This window comes from Enterococcus sp. ARL09-542 (genome assembly GCF_005234805.1).
Classification (GTDB): Bacteria; Bacillota; Bacilli; order Lactobacillales; family Enterococcaceae; genus Enterococcus_D; species Enterococcus_D gallinarum.
Genome location: NZ_QPQX01000006.1, coordinates 108,464 through 124,290 on the forward strand (window position 1 = coordinate 108,464; position 15,827 = coordinate 124,290).

General features: G+C 40.7%; 17 protein-coding genes and 1 tRNA gene. 14 read left to right on the plus strand and 4 right to left on the minus strand.

Annotation, left to right across the window (positions count from 1 at the left end; all coding sequences use genetic code 11):
- Positions 1-30 precede the first annotated feature (30 nt).
- Positions 31-549, plus strand: a complete 519-nt coding sequence (locus DVW06_RS08615) for a GyrI-like domain-containing protein (protein WP_005472215.1) — start codon at positions 31-33, stop codon at positions 547-549.
- Positions 550-620: 71 nt separating this feature from the next.
- Here the strand turns inward: DVW06_RS08615 and DVW06_RS08620 are convergent, their stop codons facing one another.
- The 3 genes from DVW06_RS08620 to DVW06_RS08625 all read right to left on the minus strand — a co-directional run bounded on the left by DVW06_RS08620 (position 621) and on the right by DVW06_RS08625 (position 2,893).
- Positions 621-1,955, minus strand: coding sequence for a serine hydrolase (locus DVW06_RS08620; protein WP_137264562.1), 1,335 nt, complete (start codon positions 1,953-1,955; stop codon positions 621-623).
- 221 nt (positions 1,956-2,176) lie between these two features.
- Positions 2,177-2,338 (minus strand): hypothetical protein, encoded by a 162-nt coding sequence (locus DVW06_RS17200; protein ID WP_003126893.1) that lies wholly within the window; start codon positions 2,336-2,338, stop codon positions 2,177-2,179.
- 210 nt (positions 2,339-2,548) lie between these two features.
- Complete coding sequence (locus DVW06_RS08625; RefSeq protein WP_003126895.1) at positions 2,549-2,893, minus strand: DUF4828 domain-containing protein; 345 nt, start codon at positions 2,891-2,893, stop codon at positions 2,549-2,551.
- 372 nt (positions 2,894-3,265) lie between these two features.
- On the opposite strand from DVW06_RS08625, the gene sfsA reads away from it, so the two are divergent.
- The 11 genes from sfsA (at position 3,266) to DVW06_RS08680 (ending at position 13,606) form a co-directional block, all read left to right on the plus strand.
- A complete protein-coding gene (gene sfsA, locus DVW06_RS08630) occupies positions 3,266-3,994 on the plus strand; it encodes a DNA/RNA nuclease SfsA (protein WP_005472220.1) in 729 nt (242 codons plus the stop codon).
- A gap of 17 nt (positions 3,995-4,011) precedes the next feature.
- Entirely contained in the window at positions 4,012-5,010 is a 999-nt protein-coding gene (locus tag DVW06_RS08635) for a Gfo/Idh/MocA family protein (RefSeq protein ID WP_003126897.1), read from the plus strand.
- 12 nt (positions 5,011-5,022) lie between these two features.
- Entirely contained in the window at positions 5,023-6,279 is a 1,257-nt protein-coding gene (locus DVW06_RS08640; RefSeq protein WP_174784174.1) for a DEAD/DEAH box helicase, read from the plus strand.
- 65 nt (positions 6,280-6,344) lie between these two features.
- Positions 6,345-9,056 (plus strand): sigma 54-interacting transcriptional regulator, encoded by a 2,712-nt coding sequence (locus DVW06_RS08645; protein ID WP_003126899.1) that lies wholly within the window; start codon positions 6,345-6,347, stop codon positions 9,054-9,056.
- Between the two features lie 135 nt (positions 9,057-9,191).
- Complete coding sequence (locus tag DVW06_RS08650) at positions 9,192-9,509, plus strand: PTS sugar transporter subunit IIB (protein WP_003126900.1); 318 nt, start codon at positions 9,192-9,194, stop codon at positions 9,507-9,509.
- Between the two features lie 24 nt (positions 9,510-9,533).
- Positions 9,534-9,851, plus strand: a complete 318-nt coding sequence (locus tag DVW06_RS08655; protein WP_003126901.1) for a PTS lactose/cellobiose transporter subunit IIA — start codon at positions 9,534-9,536, stop codon at positions 9,849-9,851.
- 88 nt (positions 9,852-9,939) lie between these two features.
- Positions 9,940-11,376 carry a PTS sugar transporter subunit IIC gene (locus DVW06_RS08660; RefSeq protein WP_003126904.1) on the plus strand — a complete coding sequence of 479 codons (1,437 nt, stop codon included), beginning with the start codon at positions 9,940-9,942 and terminating at the stop codon, positions 11,374-11,376.
- A 118-nt stretch (positions 11,377-11,494) separates the two neighbouring features.
- Positions 11,495-11,716 carry a hypothetical protein gene (locus DVW06_RS08665; RefSeq protein WP_003126906.1) on the plus strand — a complete coding sequence of 74 codons (222 nt, stop codon included), beginning with the start codon at positions 11,495-11,497 and terminating at the stop codon, positions 11,714-11,716.
- 53 nt (positions 11,717-11,769) lie between these two features.
- Complete coding sequence (locus DVW06_RS08670; protein WP_003126909.1) at positions 11,770-11,958, plus strand: DUF3188 domain-containing protein; 189 nt, start codon at positions 11,770-11,772, stop codon at positions 11,956-11,958.
- Positions 11,955-12,368, plus strand: coding sequence for a DUF3284 domain-containing protein (locus DVW06_RS08675; protein WP_003126911.1), 414 nt, complete (start codon positions 11,955-11,957; stop codon positions 12,366-12,368). Before DVW06_RS08670 ends, DVW06_RS08675 begins: the two co-directional genes overlap by 4 nt.
- A 56-nt stretch (positions 12,369-12,424) precedes the next feature.
- The gene (locus DVW06_RS08680; protein WP_117474613.1) at positions 12,425-13,606 is read left to right on the plus strand and encodes a GNAT family N-acetyltransferase; all 1,182 of its coding nucleotides are present in this window, start codon (positions 12,425-12,427) and stop codon (positions 13,604-13,606) included.
- 225 nt (positions 13,607-13,831) lie between these two features.
- Here DVW06_RS08680 and DVW06_RS08685 read toward each other — a convergent pair.
- Positions 13,832-13,903 (minus strand) — tRNA-Arg (locus DVW06_RS08685).
- A 180-nt stretch (positions 13,904-14,083) separates the two neighbouring features.
- On the opposite strand from DVW06_RS08685, the gene DVW06_RS08690 reads away from it, so the two are divergent.
- Both DVW06_RS08690 and DVW06_RS08695 read left to right on the plus strand, forming a co-directional pair.
- A complete protein-coding gene (locus DVW06_RS08690) occupies positions 14,084-15,208 on the plus strand; it encodes a baeRF6 domain-containing protein (protein ID WP_003126913.1) in 1,125 nt (374 codons plus the stop codon).
- Between the two features lie 415 nt (positions 15,209-15,623).
- Positions 15,624-15,824: a cold-shock protein gene (locus DVW06_RS08695; protein ID WP_003126918.1), complete on the plus strand. Its 201-nt coding sequence runs from the start codon at positions 15,624-15,626 to the stop codon at positions 15,822-15,824.
- The last annotated feature ends 3 nt before the right edge of the window (positions 15,825-15,827 follow it).

Consider the following 15,827-nt stretch of genomic DNA (forward strand, 5'->3'; position numbering starts at 1 on the left):
TGGATAGAGAAGAAAGAAGGAGGCACAAGCATGGAATTAGGTGAAGTGATCCGAGTAACACTCCCAGCGTTTTATGTTGTCGGAAAAGAAGGGAAAGGTCTTGCTGAAGAAGGCCCTTCATGGGTACCGGCACTATGGGATCTTGCAACGAAAGATTTTGAAGAAATCGAGTTTTTGCTAGCCGATCAAGAAGCGGAAAATCTGCAGTTCTGGGGATTGATGAGTGACGGAGAGAACTGGCTGGAACCATGGCAAGAGACAGGACGTTACCTTGCGGGTGTCCAAGTCACTACGGATAATTTTCCACCAGTAGATTGGGTCCGTTGGCAAATGCCAGAGATGGAATACATGGTCGTAAAAACAAATGAAGCCAATCTAAACATGATGACAGAGAAGATGCTGAGAGAAGTTCTTCCAGAAAATAATGTTCAACTGGCAGCAGCTATTCAGGAACACTACCTGCCTAATTTTCAAGAAGGGGAAGTAGAACTGTATTTTCCTATTGAACCGATTGCGCCTGTTGTAACCAAAGAAGAGTTACTCTCTTAACAAAAAACTTCCAGTGTTTTAGTGATTACCGGTCTTACCGGCAACGCCAAACACTGGAAGTTTATTTTTGATTAAAAGAGATTTGTAAAGAAATTGGCAACTGATCGCCAGCCGATAACAAAAATATTTGCTTTTTCAACGGCTTTAGTAGTGATCAGCTCAGTAGTAGGGACTTCTTTACTACCATCCATATAACCTAATGTATCTGCAGGAATCGTTGCTGTTACTTTTCCTAAATCCGTTCCTTTGGCAACTGGTGCAGAGACAGTTTCTTCGTTCATTGTTTTGTTATAATCGATTGTTGTAGTGAAGTCTTTTGGATCCATATCTTTACGTACCCAAACAGAAAGATCATTTTTTACCGCTATGGGAACAGTAAGTTCTTTGCCGTTTTTAACAGCGACCGTTTTTGTATCTGCTAACTGATCACCAGCAGATAGAATAGGAACTTGCTCCCACGCATCAAATGAGTAATCCATCAGTTTGCCTGTTTCGGTGAAACGTACACTAGGATTCTCAGCATGACCGTTGACGTTTAACATTACGGTGATAATACGCTGGCCATCTCGCACAGCCGTTCCAACAAAGCAAGCACCTGCTAAATCAGTGGTTCCGGTTTTCAAACCGTCAACACCATCTTTGGCGTTGATGAAACCAGGTAGCATCCAGTTCCAGTTGACCATCTCAACTGGTGAGTAGGAACCTTCACCAAATGTTTTGGTAACCGTGCTGGTGACTTCTAATACTTCTGGGAAGTCTTGGAGCAAATGTCTCGCTACGATAGCGACATCTTTTGCAGATAATTCATTTTCATCAGTGGAAGTGGAACCAGGGTAAAGGTTTTCTCCCAGATAGGTGTTATTCAGTCCGGAAGCATTGACAATCTTAGCATCTGTGATTCCCCATTCAGTGAGTTTGTCTTTCATTTGATCGACAAAGGCTGGCTCCGACCCGGCAATTTTCTCTGCTAGGGCAACGACCGCAGCATTAGCTGATTGAATGTAGCTCGCTTCATAAAGGTCTTTAACGGTGTATTGAACATCACGATGCAAAGGAACATTGGACAAGTCAGGTGTGACACTGAGGTCGGCTGCATATTGTGAGATTTCAACAGGGTCTTCCCAAGTCAATTTGCCTTGCTTGACTTGTTCTGCTACTAGATACAGACTAATGATTTTTGTTACTGAGGCGATGCCCATCGGGGTTTCTCCCTCTTGGTCATATAAAATTTTGCCTGTATCGAAATCCACTGAAAAAGCAGCTTTTGCATCGATAGAAAAGTTTTTGATTTCTTCAGCGGTAAATGTAGTCTCCTCAGCGTGGGAGATCATTGGTATTCCGGCAATAAAAAAGAGGGTTGCTAGACCCGCAATCAATGAATACCAGATTTTGGATAATTTCTGCATAGGTAAACTCCTTCGTTTCTGTATCTAAATCAAAAGTTTAACAAAGAGTTTCCTGAGTTGCAATACTCTAACAGAAAGTTCAAAAATTCGTAAGAACCAGCTTTTTTCTTCTTGCCGAATCACACCAGTGATCGCTTTGTCTTGAAACAACAGTTGTTTTTAGACATAAAAAAAGCTTCTCTTTAACGAACAAAGAAAAGCAGTTTTTTTATCTAATAAAACTATCGGCGAATATGATTTCGGGGATCCTCACTTTGCACTTTTACAGGTACTTTCACTGCTCTTGTTTCTTGCTGCATCAATTGGCGGGCAAGAAACAGCGTTCCTCCAAGTAATGCGGCTAAACCAAAGATTGAAAAAAGTGAAACAAACGTCGCTAACATAGAAATCCCTTCTTTCTGTTTTTAATTAATGTGGAAGGTAGGAATCGAACCTACACCTTAATCTATGAACGATCATCTATCACTCAACGGAACACCTTGTTCAACCACTTCTTATTACTATCATAGCATGAACTGTCTAAAAATGCTGGTAGAAAGTCTGAGCATTTTCAGAGGAAATCAAGAATAAATAATGAAGAAACTTTGAAGAAATCATTCGATTTTTGTCAAAGGATATTGCCAATCTTCTGCTTCATCATAAAGGGTGAAGCGCTGGTCCTTTTGTTCAATGATCAAATGGTAACCCAATGAATCTAGTAAAACCAATCTTGATGGGGTCAGCTCAACGATCACAGTAGGTGAATGTTTCCCATCAATTGTCAGTGAATGCTCCTCTGTGATCTCAATGGATACAGTGTCTTTCATTTTTGAAGTGAACTGCCATTTCCCCACGAATTGTTGGCGGGGCTCAGTTTTTTGCTTTTCTTTTCTTAATATGAGCGAACTGGCAACACCGGTCAAAAGTGACAGACCAATCAACAGTGAACGTTTTTTCACATTTTCACATCCATTCCTACCTATGATGGAACTAGTATACCATGGGGAACAAAGAAATCCTCCTACTTTGGTCGGAACTTTAAAAGTTTTTAATTGACCGCATAATCCATTTATCAAAATCTTACAGCCCTCAGAAAATACCAGAAAATTGCAGCTGCAGCGGATAGCTGCAGCAATGATGCTGACCCAAAGCATTGTTCCATAGCTTATGGTAAAATCAGATAGAAAGTTTTCTGCTTTCTCCTACTTTAATTGAAAGAGAGTCTTTCACTGAGAATCAGAACATCATCAATTACTAGATCAACTGATTTAGCGTTTATTTAAGGAAGTCCGGCTGTTTTAAGGCCGAGGTATTAATGGAGAGGGAAAAAGATGGAATATCCAAATAGTCACTTAGCGATATTTATTATTCGGGAAAATCGCTTTATTGCCCGCTGTCGATTGATGTCAGGGGAGGAAGTAATCGTTCACGTCAAAAATACTGGTCGAGGAAAAGAGGTACTTGTTGCTGGTGCGTTAGTCACTTTGCAATACTGGAATAGTCCAAAGAGAAAAACTAATTATGATTTGATCGCAGTAAAAAAGGGCGACCAATGGATTAATATCGACAGTCAAGTCCCAAACCGTTTGGCCTATGAATCCTTATTGGACGGAACGATTCTTTTACCGCAGATCACAGGCAATCTAACTTTACTAAAGAGAGAAGTGACGTATCACCGTTCAAAGTTTGATTTTTATTTTGAAACAGATGTCGGAGAAAAGGGCTTTATAGAAATCAAAGGGATGACTTTGGAAAACAAACGAGTGGGTGCTTTTCCAGATGCGCCCACCAGTCGCGGATTGAAACATGTAAGTGAACTGATAGATGCCAAGAAAGAAGGGTACTATGCCGCGGTATTGTTTGTCGTCCAATTTGAAGACATTGATGTCGCGACGATCCATCGTGCCATGCAACCAGAGCTAGCAAAAAAAATCGGACAAGCAATTGCAGACGGAATCCAAGTTTTCGCGTATAATTGTCTTGTGGATGAAACCAGCATTTCCATTAATAAAGCAGTACCTTTTGATCTTACGGCTGCTTTTGAAGACCCAAACTTATAAGAAAAGAGGGAATATGAATGATTCATTTAGGGATAATCGGTACAAATTGGATCACGGATCAATTTGTACAAGCTGCACATGAAACGGGACGCTACCATCTAACGGCTGTCTATTCTAGAAAACTGGCGACTGCTCAGTCTTTTGCAGAGAAATACGGAGAAGTGACTTGTGTAGATGATTTAACGGCTTTCTTTCAACTAGAAGAATTAGATACGGTATATATTGCATCTCCCAACAGTTTGCATTTTGAACAAGCAAAACAAGGAATTTTGTCAGGAAAAAATGTGATCGTCGAAAAACCTGCCTTTTCGACACCATCAGAAATGGCTGAGATCATTGAATTGGCCAATGAAAATCAAGTTTTATTTTTTGAAGCAGCGCGCAACATTCATGAGAAAAGTTTTGACACCATTGCGTCTGTCTTAACTGAACATGGCAATATCATTGGTGCAAACTTTACCTATATGAAATACTCTTCACGGTATGATGCAGTGTTAGCAGGAGAGGAGCCAAATATTTTTTCTCCCCATTTTTCTGGCGGCGCATTGGTAGATCTGGGTGTTTATCCCGTTTATGCAGCACTAGCTTGGTTTGGCAGACCACAAAATGTTTATTATTTTGCCCGGAAAATCGTGACAGGAGTCGATGGGATCGGTACGATCATTTTACGTTATGAAACTTTTGACGTAACCATTCAAACTGGAAAAATCGGCAACTCTGACTTGAAATCCGAAATATATTTTGAAAATGGAACACTGGAACTAAATGCAGTCAATGCCATTGAACAAGCGGTATTTTATGACCGTACAAATAATGAAACGGTATTACCGGTGACCGCGCAGGCAAATCCGATGGTCGAAGAAGCTGCAGATTTTGCAGAAGTCATCGAAAATAAAGCAGATCCCCAATTGGGTGCGCGCTATGAAGAATGGATCGAATTAGCTCGTGATGTCAATGAAGCGATCTATCTCATGAGAAAACACGCAGAAATCTCCTTTGACGCAGACAAAGAGTAAGGAATGGAATGTATGACAGCAACTTATTTAGCAGAAGTTTGGCAAGAAAAATGGCAAAGCAGCGGCTTTTCTGCGCCATCACTGATTCAAGAACGGGTTTACCCCCTCTTGAAATCAGGACAATCAGTAGTAGGCGTTTCGCCGACAGGTTCAGGGAAAACATTGGCCTATTTACTACCTTTATTGGAAACTGTAAAAGTTGGTGAAGGCAATCAGCTCCTGATTTTGACCTCTTCCCAAGAACTGGCCATGCAGGTCACACAGGTCGCACGAGATTGGGCCCAGCTTTTAGATTTGCAGGTTTTACCACTGATTGGCGGCGCAAATACTAAGCGACAAATTGAAAAGTTGAAGGCCAAACCAGAAGTTTTGGTGGGGACACCAGGACGAGTATTGGAATTGATCAAATTAAAAAAAGTCAAAACGCAACAGATTCACGGGGTAGTCTTGGATGAAGTGGATCAATTACTGAAAGAAGGGGCCTTTGGGCTCGCTAGCAAAATCTTGACGCTTATTCCAAAACAGGCGACTCGCAGTTTCTTCTCTGCAACTGCCAATGAGGTTCTAAAAGAAATTCAAGAACTGGCTTTTGAAACACCACAGGTCATTGATGTGACAGAGGAAGACCAGAGCAAAGGGGTGATCCATCATTATTATTTGAATTACCCGAGTCGTAAACTAGTGGATGCTTTGCGCCGGTTGGCTTACTTACCAGATTTTCAGGGATTGATTTTTTTCAATGAATTAAGTGCATTAGGTAATGCTGAAGAAAAACTGCTCTTTCATGGTTTGCCAGTCGCCTCCCTTGCTTCAGACCAGAACAAACTGACCCGCCGTGCTTCGCTTGATGGGTTCCGTCAGGGAAAGATTTGTGAATTACTAACGACAGATGTTGCTGCCAGAGGATTGGATGTCGATCAGCTGGGGTATGTGGTCAACACCGAGGTTCCACAAGAGAAAGAATCTTATCTTCACCGAGCAGGTCGTGTGGGACGGATGGGAAATGAGGGCACAGTGATCACGATCGTTCAAGACCATACATTAAAGGATCTAAAGAAAATTGCCGCACAGCTGGATCTAACGCTGCAAGAAGTTTTCTTGCATGGAGGTGCGCTTCACACAGAGCGTCCGGAAGTTAAAAGTGAACCTAAAAAAGAGCAGAGTGTGCAGAAAAATTCCAGAAAAACTTCTGAAAAATTACACACTATGCCAAAGAAAACGAAGAAAAAGCAAAAAAACCAAAAAGATAAAGGCAAAAGACGCCATTGAGCGTCTTTTTGTGTTACCATTAACGGTGGTTAATTACTAGTGTGTAATATTGAGGAGGCATTTTCGTGAATTCAAGGAAAGAAGAAATCTTTCAGACGATCGAACTGCACAAACAAGGTCTGACAGCCTTAGAGGTTGCGGAGATTTTACAAATCGATCGCAGTAATGCAAGCCGTTATCTCAGTGAATTATTTAAAGAAAATAAAATCAGCAAGCGTGCTGGTCGGCCAGTAATCTATGAACCATTGAATGAGGAAGTTCATGTGGATGTGTCCTCCGAGGTTAGTTTTGAAAGTCTGGTGGGCGTTCAAGCTTCTTTGAAAGTCAGTATCCAACAGGCGAAAGCGGCCATTCTATATCCGCCCCGTGGACTGCATACTATTATATTCGGCGAAACCGGGACCGGGAAATCATTATTTGCGGAGTGTATGTATCATTTCGCTGTGGAATCAAAAATGCTGAAAAAAGATGCCCCATTTGTTGCGTTTAATTGTGCGGACTATGCGCAAAATCCCCAATTGCTATTTGGTCATATCTTTGGGATCCGCAAAGGAGCATACACTGGCGCTGCGGAAGATAGTCCCGGACTAATGGCGAAAGCCGATGGCGGTATTTTGTTTCTGGATGAGATTCATCGTTTGCCGCCGGAAGGCCAGGAAATGCTCTTTACCTTTATCGACAAGGGAGTCTATCGTCCTCTAGGTGAAAGCAATCAAGTGTACGAAGCTTCTGTGCAGATCATCGGTGCTACAACAGAATCTTCAGAAACATTTTTGACGACATTCAACCGAAGGATTCCAATGGCCATCACTTTGCCGAATGTGGAGAGTCGTTCACTGGATGAACGATATGAAATCATCTCCTTATTTATCAAGCAAGAAGCAACTCGGCTCAATCAACGGATCGACGTTGAGCGAGATGCGATTTTGGCCTTTATGCTGTATGAAGCAGAAGGCAATATCGGTCAAATCAAACGTGATTTGAAATTAGTCTGTGCCAAAGCATTTCTCCATTATCGGACCTACGGCAAAAAGCATTTATTGATTCGTAAAGAAGATTGTTCACTGCAAGTCCAAAAAGGATTGTTGAAAATCAAAGAAATGTCGGAACGTCTCGATCGATTTTTAGAAGGCAAAGGCGATTTTTTGAGTTTCGAGCCTGGGGATCAAGATGTTGTTTGGTCACAAGATCCTCAAAGAAATATGCAGGTTTACAATGAGATTGAAGAGAAAGTCAGCAGCTTGATCGAGACAGGTGTTGCAACGATCGATCTGGAAAATCTGATTTCCAAGGATGTGGATGCCTATTTTGAAATGTATGTAGAAGAGCTGACGCAAAATCCCGTTCACAAAGAGTTGATTCCAGAAGATATTTGGAAACTGACCAATCACCTTTATGATATCGCTGAGCAAAAATTGGATCGTACATACAATGAAAAAGCACGTTTTGCCTTTGCACTTCATCTTCAAAGTACATTAGAACGCGTAAAAGAAGGCCACATGATCGTTCATCCAGACTTAAATACGATTCGGAAAAATCTGAAATCAGAGTTTCAGGTGGCGATGGATCTATCAACTATTATTGAAGAGGAACGACACGTGGAGATTCCCTTCGATGAAATTGGCTTTATTAGTATGTTTCTAGCTATTCAGGTGAAAAAACAGATCATGCCGCTTGAGAAGGTAGAAGTCGTCGTCTTGATGCATGGAAGAGCAACAGCTAGCAGCATGCTGGAAACCGCACAGGAGCTATTGGAAACCACTAGCGGTTATGCAATGAATATGTCATTGGATACAGAAGTGGGCGCCATGTATGAAAAGTTACTGGCCTATGTTTCTAAGAATAAAGATAAATTAAGCAATGGTCTATTGCTTCTCACTGATATGGGATCATTGAACTCTTTTGCAACACTTATTTATGAAGAAACGGGCATTCGGACGAAAGCAATCTCCATGTCCAGTACGATGATCGTGCTGGAAGCTTTGCGCATGGCAGAGAGTGGACGCAGTCTCGAGGATATCTATCAAAACATCCAGCGTTCCTTTGAGACGATCGTTCAAGAGCAATTCCGCACGGTTCGGGAAGCCAAAGGCAATAAAAAGGCAGTAATCGTTACGTGCTTTACGGGAGAAGGTGTCGCTGCCAAGCTGTATCAGCGCATCTATCCGGTCGTCGATCAAGAGAAGGTCGAAATTATTCAAATGCAATTTATTGAGAAAGAAACCTTCAAGAAACACATCGATGGGTTGCTAGAAGAATATGAGATCAAAGCCATCGCTGGCACAGTAGATATCGATTATCAAAACATTCCTTTCTTTTCGGCTTATGATGTCTTTGATGACGAACGGTTGAATGTGCTGAAGCGAATCGTTTCTGATGAAGTTCCCATCGAGAAAATTGTTCGCTCTCTTGAAAATACCCTTACGCATGTCGGGTCTGTCTACCATTTGATCGAGAGCTTGCAACGAATCGTCCATCAGGTTCAGAATCAGCTGCATGTGACACTAGAACCGACTGTAGATGCCGGGTTAGTGATCCACCTTGCTTTTCTTGTGGAGAGCAATTTGAAGAAGGAACCTTCCCGAGCATTTAAGGATTTAGCAAGCTTCCAAAAGCGGTATCGAATCGAGACCGATGTGTTGCGAACGAACTTGCTGCAAATCGAAAAAAATTATCAAATCAAGATCTCTGAAGATGAGATTGCGTATCTCACACAGATGTTCTTAGAAAATGAAATAAAAAATCATCATGAATCCGCACACAATATTAGTGTGTAATGAGAAAAAGTAAAAGTGTGTAAGCGTTAAATTGGTGCAGACCATTGTTAAATCAAGGTTTGCACTTTTTTTATTTTGGCACGCTTTTTGCTTTATAGTAAAGTGTAAATAATAATTTAGAAAGGAGTGACAATGATGGCGAAAAAAACGATTATGCTCGTATGTTCTGCTGGCATGAGTACTAGTTTGTTGGTAACAAAAATGCAAAAAGCAGCTGAAGCAAAAGGAATGGACGCAGATATTTTTGCAGTTTCCGCTTCAGAAGCAGACCAACATTTAGAATCAAAACCGGTGGATGTTCTATTGTTAGGCCCACAAGTACGTTTTATGAAATCACAGTTTGAACAAAAATTAGCACCTAAAGGGATTCCTTTAGAAGTCATCAACATGGCTGATTATGGCATGATGAATGGCGAAAAAGTTTTAGCACAAGCAGAAAGCTTAATGAAGTAGTGAAGTAAGAGGAGGATTTTTTTGATGGACGAGCAAAATTTGGAAGCCATTATGGGTTTGATCATGTATGGCGGAAATGCGAAAAGTGATGCAATGGAGGCAATTGCGGCAGCCAAAGAAGGAAATTTTGAATTGGCAGACCAAAAGATTGCGGATGCTGAAGCATCTTTAGTAGAAGCACACCACTCACAAACTGGTTTGTTGACACAAGAAGCACAAGGCAACCATATGACAGTGACCTTGTTGACGGTTCATTCGCAAGACCATCTAATGACATCAATCGCATTTACAGATCTAGCGAAAGAAATCATTGATATTTATCGACGTATGAGTAACGAATAATCTTTGAACGGATAGAAGTAGTTATTTGTTGATTTTATCTCTTAGAAAAATCTTCTTTGGCGAATAGAACTTATAGGAGGACATAAAAATGGATGGATTAACGAGTTGGATGGAGAAATACATTCTCCCCGTAGCAGCGAAGATCGGTGCTCAAAAGCACTTAGTAGCGTTGCGTGATGCGTTTATTGGAACAATGCCCGCGACAATGGCTGGTTCGATCGCTGTAATGATCAATGCGATCATTCGCGATCTGCCGCCACAGTTTTGGCCTAGTTATGATGCAAGTACAATTCCAGTTATACGTGAAATTATTAGTATTAATGGGTTTGTTTGGAATGGTACACTAGCTGTAGCTGGATTGGTTTTTGCTTTTTCTTGGGGGTATAACTTAGCCCGAGCATACCGCGTCAATGACCTTGCCGGTGGGATCGTCGGAATGGCGACACTGATCCAAGGAATCGCTTTTTCATATAGCACATCTGTTGCGACGACAGTTCCTGCAAATTTGATGGATGAAATCAATGCTGGTACAGCAACAACTGGTTGGTCAGCAACAGCTGAAGGAATTACAGCTGGCGGCTGGGGCTGGTTGAATTTGAACCATCTAAATGGGAATGCATACTTTACTGTAATGATCATGGGAGCAATCTCAGTCATCATTTTCTGTAAATTAATGTTAGCCAATATTACAATCAAAATGCCGGATTCCGTTCCACCAGCAGTTTCGAAAGCTTTTGCCGCAATCTTACCGGCAACGATCGCTTTGTATGTTATTGCTATTATTAACTTTATTGTTGGACAATTGACGGATGGACAATTGATTATCGACCTTGTTCAGAAATATATTGCTGAACCATTCTTGGGTCTTTCTCAAGGAATAGGTGCAGTCTTGATCGTTACTGTTTTTGTGCAAATCTTCTGGTTCTTTGGTATCCATGGTCCAAACGTATTGGCACCAGTTTTGGAAGGTATCTGGGGACAAGCACAGTTGATCAATATTGATATTTTCCAAAAAGGATATGATGGAAAAACTGGAACAAGCGCGGTATTAGCAGCCATTGAAGATGGAAAAGCGTATATGTGGGTTCGTGGATCATTCGATGCATTTGCATGGTTTGGTGGTTCAGGTGGAACGATCGTTCTTTTGATCGCCATCTTAGTTTTCTCTAAACGTGCAGACTATCTGACAGTTGCCAAATTATCAATTGGACCTGGTATCTTCAATATCAACGAACCAGTCATGTTTGGTTTGCCAATCGTATTGAATGCGATCATGTTCATTCCATTCATTATTGCACCGCTTGTTGCTACAACAATTGGTTGGTTAGCTACTTACTGGGGATTAGTCTCACCAGTTTCTCAACAAGTAACTTGGGTTGTGCCGCCAATGTTATTATCATTCTTAGCAACCGGTGCAGACTGGCGTGCGCCAATCGTCACTTTAGTATGTATGGTGGTCACCTTCTTCATCTGGGCACCATTTGTTATCTCAGCAAATAAAATTGATCCAAAATTAGGCGAATAGCCCTTTAATCGAGAGGAACTGCTATCGCTTCATAGTTGAGGTAGCAGTTCTTCTTTTCATTCATTTAGAATACAGTTAGAAAACAGCAGCAAGAAAACTGCTCAAGGAGGAATAAAAAATGATCTCAATCGCAAGTGCTATGCAACAAGATGCAATCAAAGAATTATTAGAAGGATACAATGAAGACGGTGTGTCTTACACATTTAAAGAAAAACAAGGGATCAAATTGATTTTTACTACCACAGCTGACGATGCAGAAGCAGCAGCTAAAAAAGCGAAAGAATTGATTAAGGCTCAACCATGGGGATCTGTGCTATACTTTCAAGCAACCGCTGTTTGATGTCGTAATACAACTGATGTCAGGGACGATTAAATAGATAGGGATGAATCAAAATGATAAAAAACGGCTTATTTTTGTGCAGTATCGGGTTGCTTGTGATTTTGTATAGCATGAACCCAAGCAATATGCGTTTAGACATTTTCAGTTTTACTACTGGAATTGCTTTGCTGATAGGCGGCGGTTTGTTGTTTATGAAAGGCAAGAAAAAAGCTGATCAATCAAATGGAGGACAGTCTAAATGAAAATTGAAAAAACATTGAACGTTCCAAGTCCAGTCTTTTTCGATAAAATAATCGACTCAGTGATATTTGATATCCGCAAGGCAACAGGCAAAACGGTTTCCCGCAAACAGTTAGCCGGATATGAGTACGTCAAGGAATTTTCAGCTTCCAGCCGTGCAAAAATCAAAATTGAAGAAGTCATTGAGAATCAAGTCTATCAGTTTCGGACAGAGACAACCAAAAATGAGTTTGTCGTTCGCTATGAGCTGGAAACGATAAATGAAAAGCAGACAAAGGTAATTTATACGGAAACGATGAAGTCATTCGGTATTTTGCAACAAATGAATGATATGCTGCTTGGAACGATTCTAGGTTATTTTAAACGAAAACAATTCAAAAAAATGCTGGTTATGATGGAAGAATCATATTAAAGGGGTCCTGTGACGCCTTTTTTGTGTTTTCCAGGTAGGTAATAGGAGGAAATCGGATGAGTGATGTACGTAGAATGGATGAAGCAGGCCCACAAGAAGTTTTGGATTTAGTGGCTTATGCTTTCCAATGGGAATTAAGTGAGAAAAATAAGGAGCGTTATCGCTTACTAGCAGAGAATTCATGGAACTATGGTTCGTATGATGATCAAGGAAAGTTGGCTAGTCAAATCATGGCCACACCTTTTGCCATTGATTTTCATGGAACAAGCTATCCGATGGCAGGAATCGGTTTTGTTGCGTCATATCCAGAATATCGAAGTCAGGGAAGAATCGACCGCATCATGCGCCGCATCTTGGAAGATTGTTATGAGCAGGGAATTGTCCTTTCCTATTTAGCACCTTTTTCTTTTCCCTTTTATCGTCGCTATGGGTATGAATACGTCTTTGAACGTATGGTCTATGACGTTGCTGCTCATGAATGGGCCGATAGTCCCAAAGTAACAGGTTCGATTCAGCGTCTGCCATGGTCAGAGGCTAAAAGTGTGATCCACGATATTTATCATGCGATGCCAAGACATAAAAAAGGCGGATTGCTGCGAGCAGATTGGTGGGAAACGATCAAATTTACGTATCGTAAGCCGTATACATTTGCCATTTACCGCGATGAAGCTGGGAATAATACCGGTTATTTAGTTTATACGATTCAAGAAGGCAAATTCATCATTGAAGAGTGGGGATACTTAAATATTGAGGCTTATCACGGATTGAATCGATTGATTGTCTCTCATGCCGATTCTGTTGCCCGAATCATTTATCAACCAGGTTATGACAATGATATTCGCCAGGCAATTGCTGCCAAACCAATAGCACACTATCAGGTGAGACCGGATATGATGGCGCGGGTAGTCGATGTTCATCGCTTTTTGGCGCAATATCCTTTTGCTTATCAGCTAAATGGAGCTTTTGCTATTGAGATCCAAGAAGATAAATATGCGCCTTGGAACAATGGGATTTATGAAATCTCTATCAAGGACGGTCAGCATTCAGTCGAAAAAGTAACGCAGACGCAACAACCAATAGTAAAAACAACCGTGCAGCGTTTTGTCCAGTTATTTATGGGATACCAAACAGTTGATACAATGGTTTTCTTGGAACAATTAGTGGTAAATGATGCAGCAATAAACTGCATCAAGTCTAATCTTCCAATAGGAAAACCAATATTAGAAGACTATTTCTGATTTATCGAGTCGTCCAACCAGCAAAATACCTGATGGTTCCCTCGCGTTTTAGGTAGGAATCCTTTAAGAAATGAGAGCAGTGATACGGACAGCTGATGGACCAGATCTGTTTTATCATCTTTGGTTTTAACTTGCTTCTTAGACAAGTGTTCTGTTGCAGCTAAGAGTTTTTTATCTGATAAGCAAAAAACTCTTGTCCAACAAGAGTTTAACAGGTTCTTTCAACGTTCCCTGCCGGAATCGAACCAGCAACTAATCCTTAGGAGGGACTTGTTATATCCATTTAACTAAGGGAACACAACAATCCCATTTTACCTGTAAATTCATCTTCCTGCAACCCTAAGTCATAGTTATTTTTGTTGCGGGATAAGGGAAGATGAGGAATAGAAACCCGATTTATGCAATCGTTTTGCTTTATGGATAAAAATAGGCATGGTACACTTTAGGTGTAACCGATCAAGTAGGAGGTAATGTTGAATGGTAAAATTTGGGAAAGCTTTTTTGTCGCAATTAACAACTGACGGAATCAATGGACCATTTGTCACGATCATGCTAAATACTCACGTAGGTCACCAAAATGTAGAGAAAGATCAAATCAAATTCAAAAATTTTGCTAAAGAAGCAAAACGCCGATTTGAGAAGAGATATCCCGACCACTCATGGAACAAATTCCAGGAAAAAATTGAGACTCTGCTTGCTGATCAGGCATTTTGGCGCAGCAGCACCAAAAGTGTGGCAGTGATCTTAACAGCAGAAGAAACATTGATCCATCGCTTGAGTATTCCCGTGGATGATCAATACTATGTCGGAGATACACCTTATCTGTTGGCGATCATCAAAAATGCCCAATTCAATTATGCCTTTTATTTACTTGCATTGAATCGGGATTCCATGAAAGTATACCGTGTTGAAAACAAGCAAGTCACTGAAGTGGCATTGCCTGAAGACGCTCCTATTGACATTGAGACTGCTCTTGGCGAAGAAATCAGCGGTGGTGGAGATTTCAATTATAGTGCACAAGGTGGACCAAACAGTTCTGGTGAAGGCGTTGCCTATCACGGCTTCAGTGCTAAAGACGAAGAGGTTGAGATTGATCATGTCAATTACTACCAAGCTGTAGACAATTATTTTAAAAATGAATTTCCAAATGAGGAAAATTTACCGCTTTATCTTTTTGCACTCCCTGAAAATCAAACATTATTTAAGAAGATTGCAAAAACAAGTTACTTCAAAAAAGATGCTTGTATTGCGTCATCGCCTGCTTCATTATCCCCACAACAAATTGCTGAGTGTGCGCAAAAATTGATGGACGATCTGATGCAGAATGAAGTAGCTTCTTACAACAAACTGCTTGACCGCAAATTTATGGATCAATTAGTGGACATTGTACCAGCAGCGAAAGAAGGACGGATCGCGCAGCTCTTTATCGCCACTTCAAATTTAGTGGATGGCTTCGGAGAAGACCCGGATACTGAGTATGATCGTCGGCAAGTGCTGAATACATTGGCCAAAAATGTGTTGGAAAACAGTGGAGAAGTCTCTATATTGGAGCAAAAAGATGCGCCGGATGAGAAAAGTTTAACTGCGATCTTGCGGTACTAGTTTCCTAAATATCCGTAAAGCACCAGTTGAATAAATTAGCCTGTGACATAAACAACAAGAAGAATAATCTGAACGATTTACCAGGATTGCTTATCCCTTGTATAGTTGCTACTAGAACTTACAAACTGTAGGAGCAATCGTAGAATTTTTCGGATTAGTCCCTTTGTTGTAGAACATATGTCACAGGCTTTTTCTCTAAAAAAGTGCCTTCTTTGTGGGGAAGTTAAGAAATAATTGCGTTTTCATTTTTTTTAAGTTTGCGATAGTCAAGAAGCAAAAACTGTGCTATAATACGAAGTGTAGTTTTTGTTACGGTAATTTATGGTAGCTTGTTTCATTTTAAAACATCTCCCACATTTTCACCATATACAAGTAATTGCAAAATATGTGTTTTAACACAAGGAGGATTTTTATTATGGAAACAGGTACAGTAAAATGGTTTAACTCAGACAAAGGTTTTGGTTTCATCACTGCAGAAAACGGAAACGACGTGTTCGTTCACTTTTCAGCTATCCAAGGTGAAGGCTTCAAAACTTTAGAAGAAGGTCAAGCTGTTACTTTCGATATCGAAGACGGACAACGTGGACCACAAGCTACTAACGTAAACAAAGCTTAATTA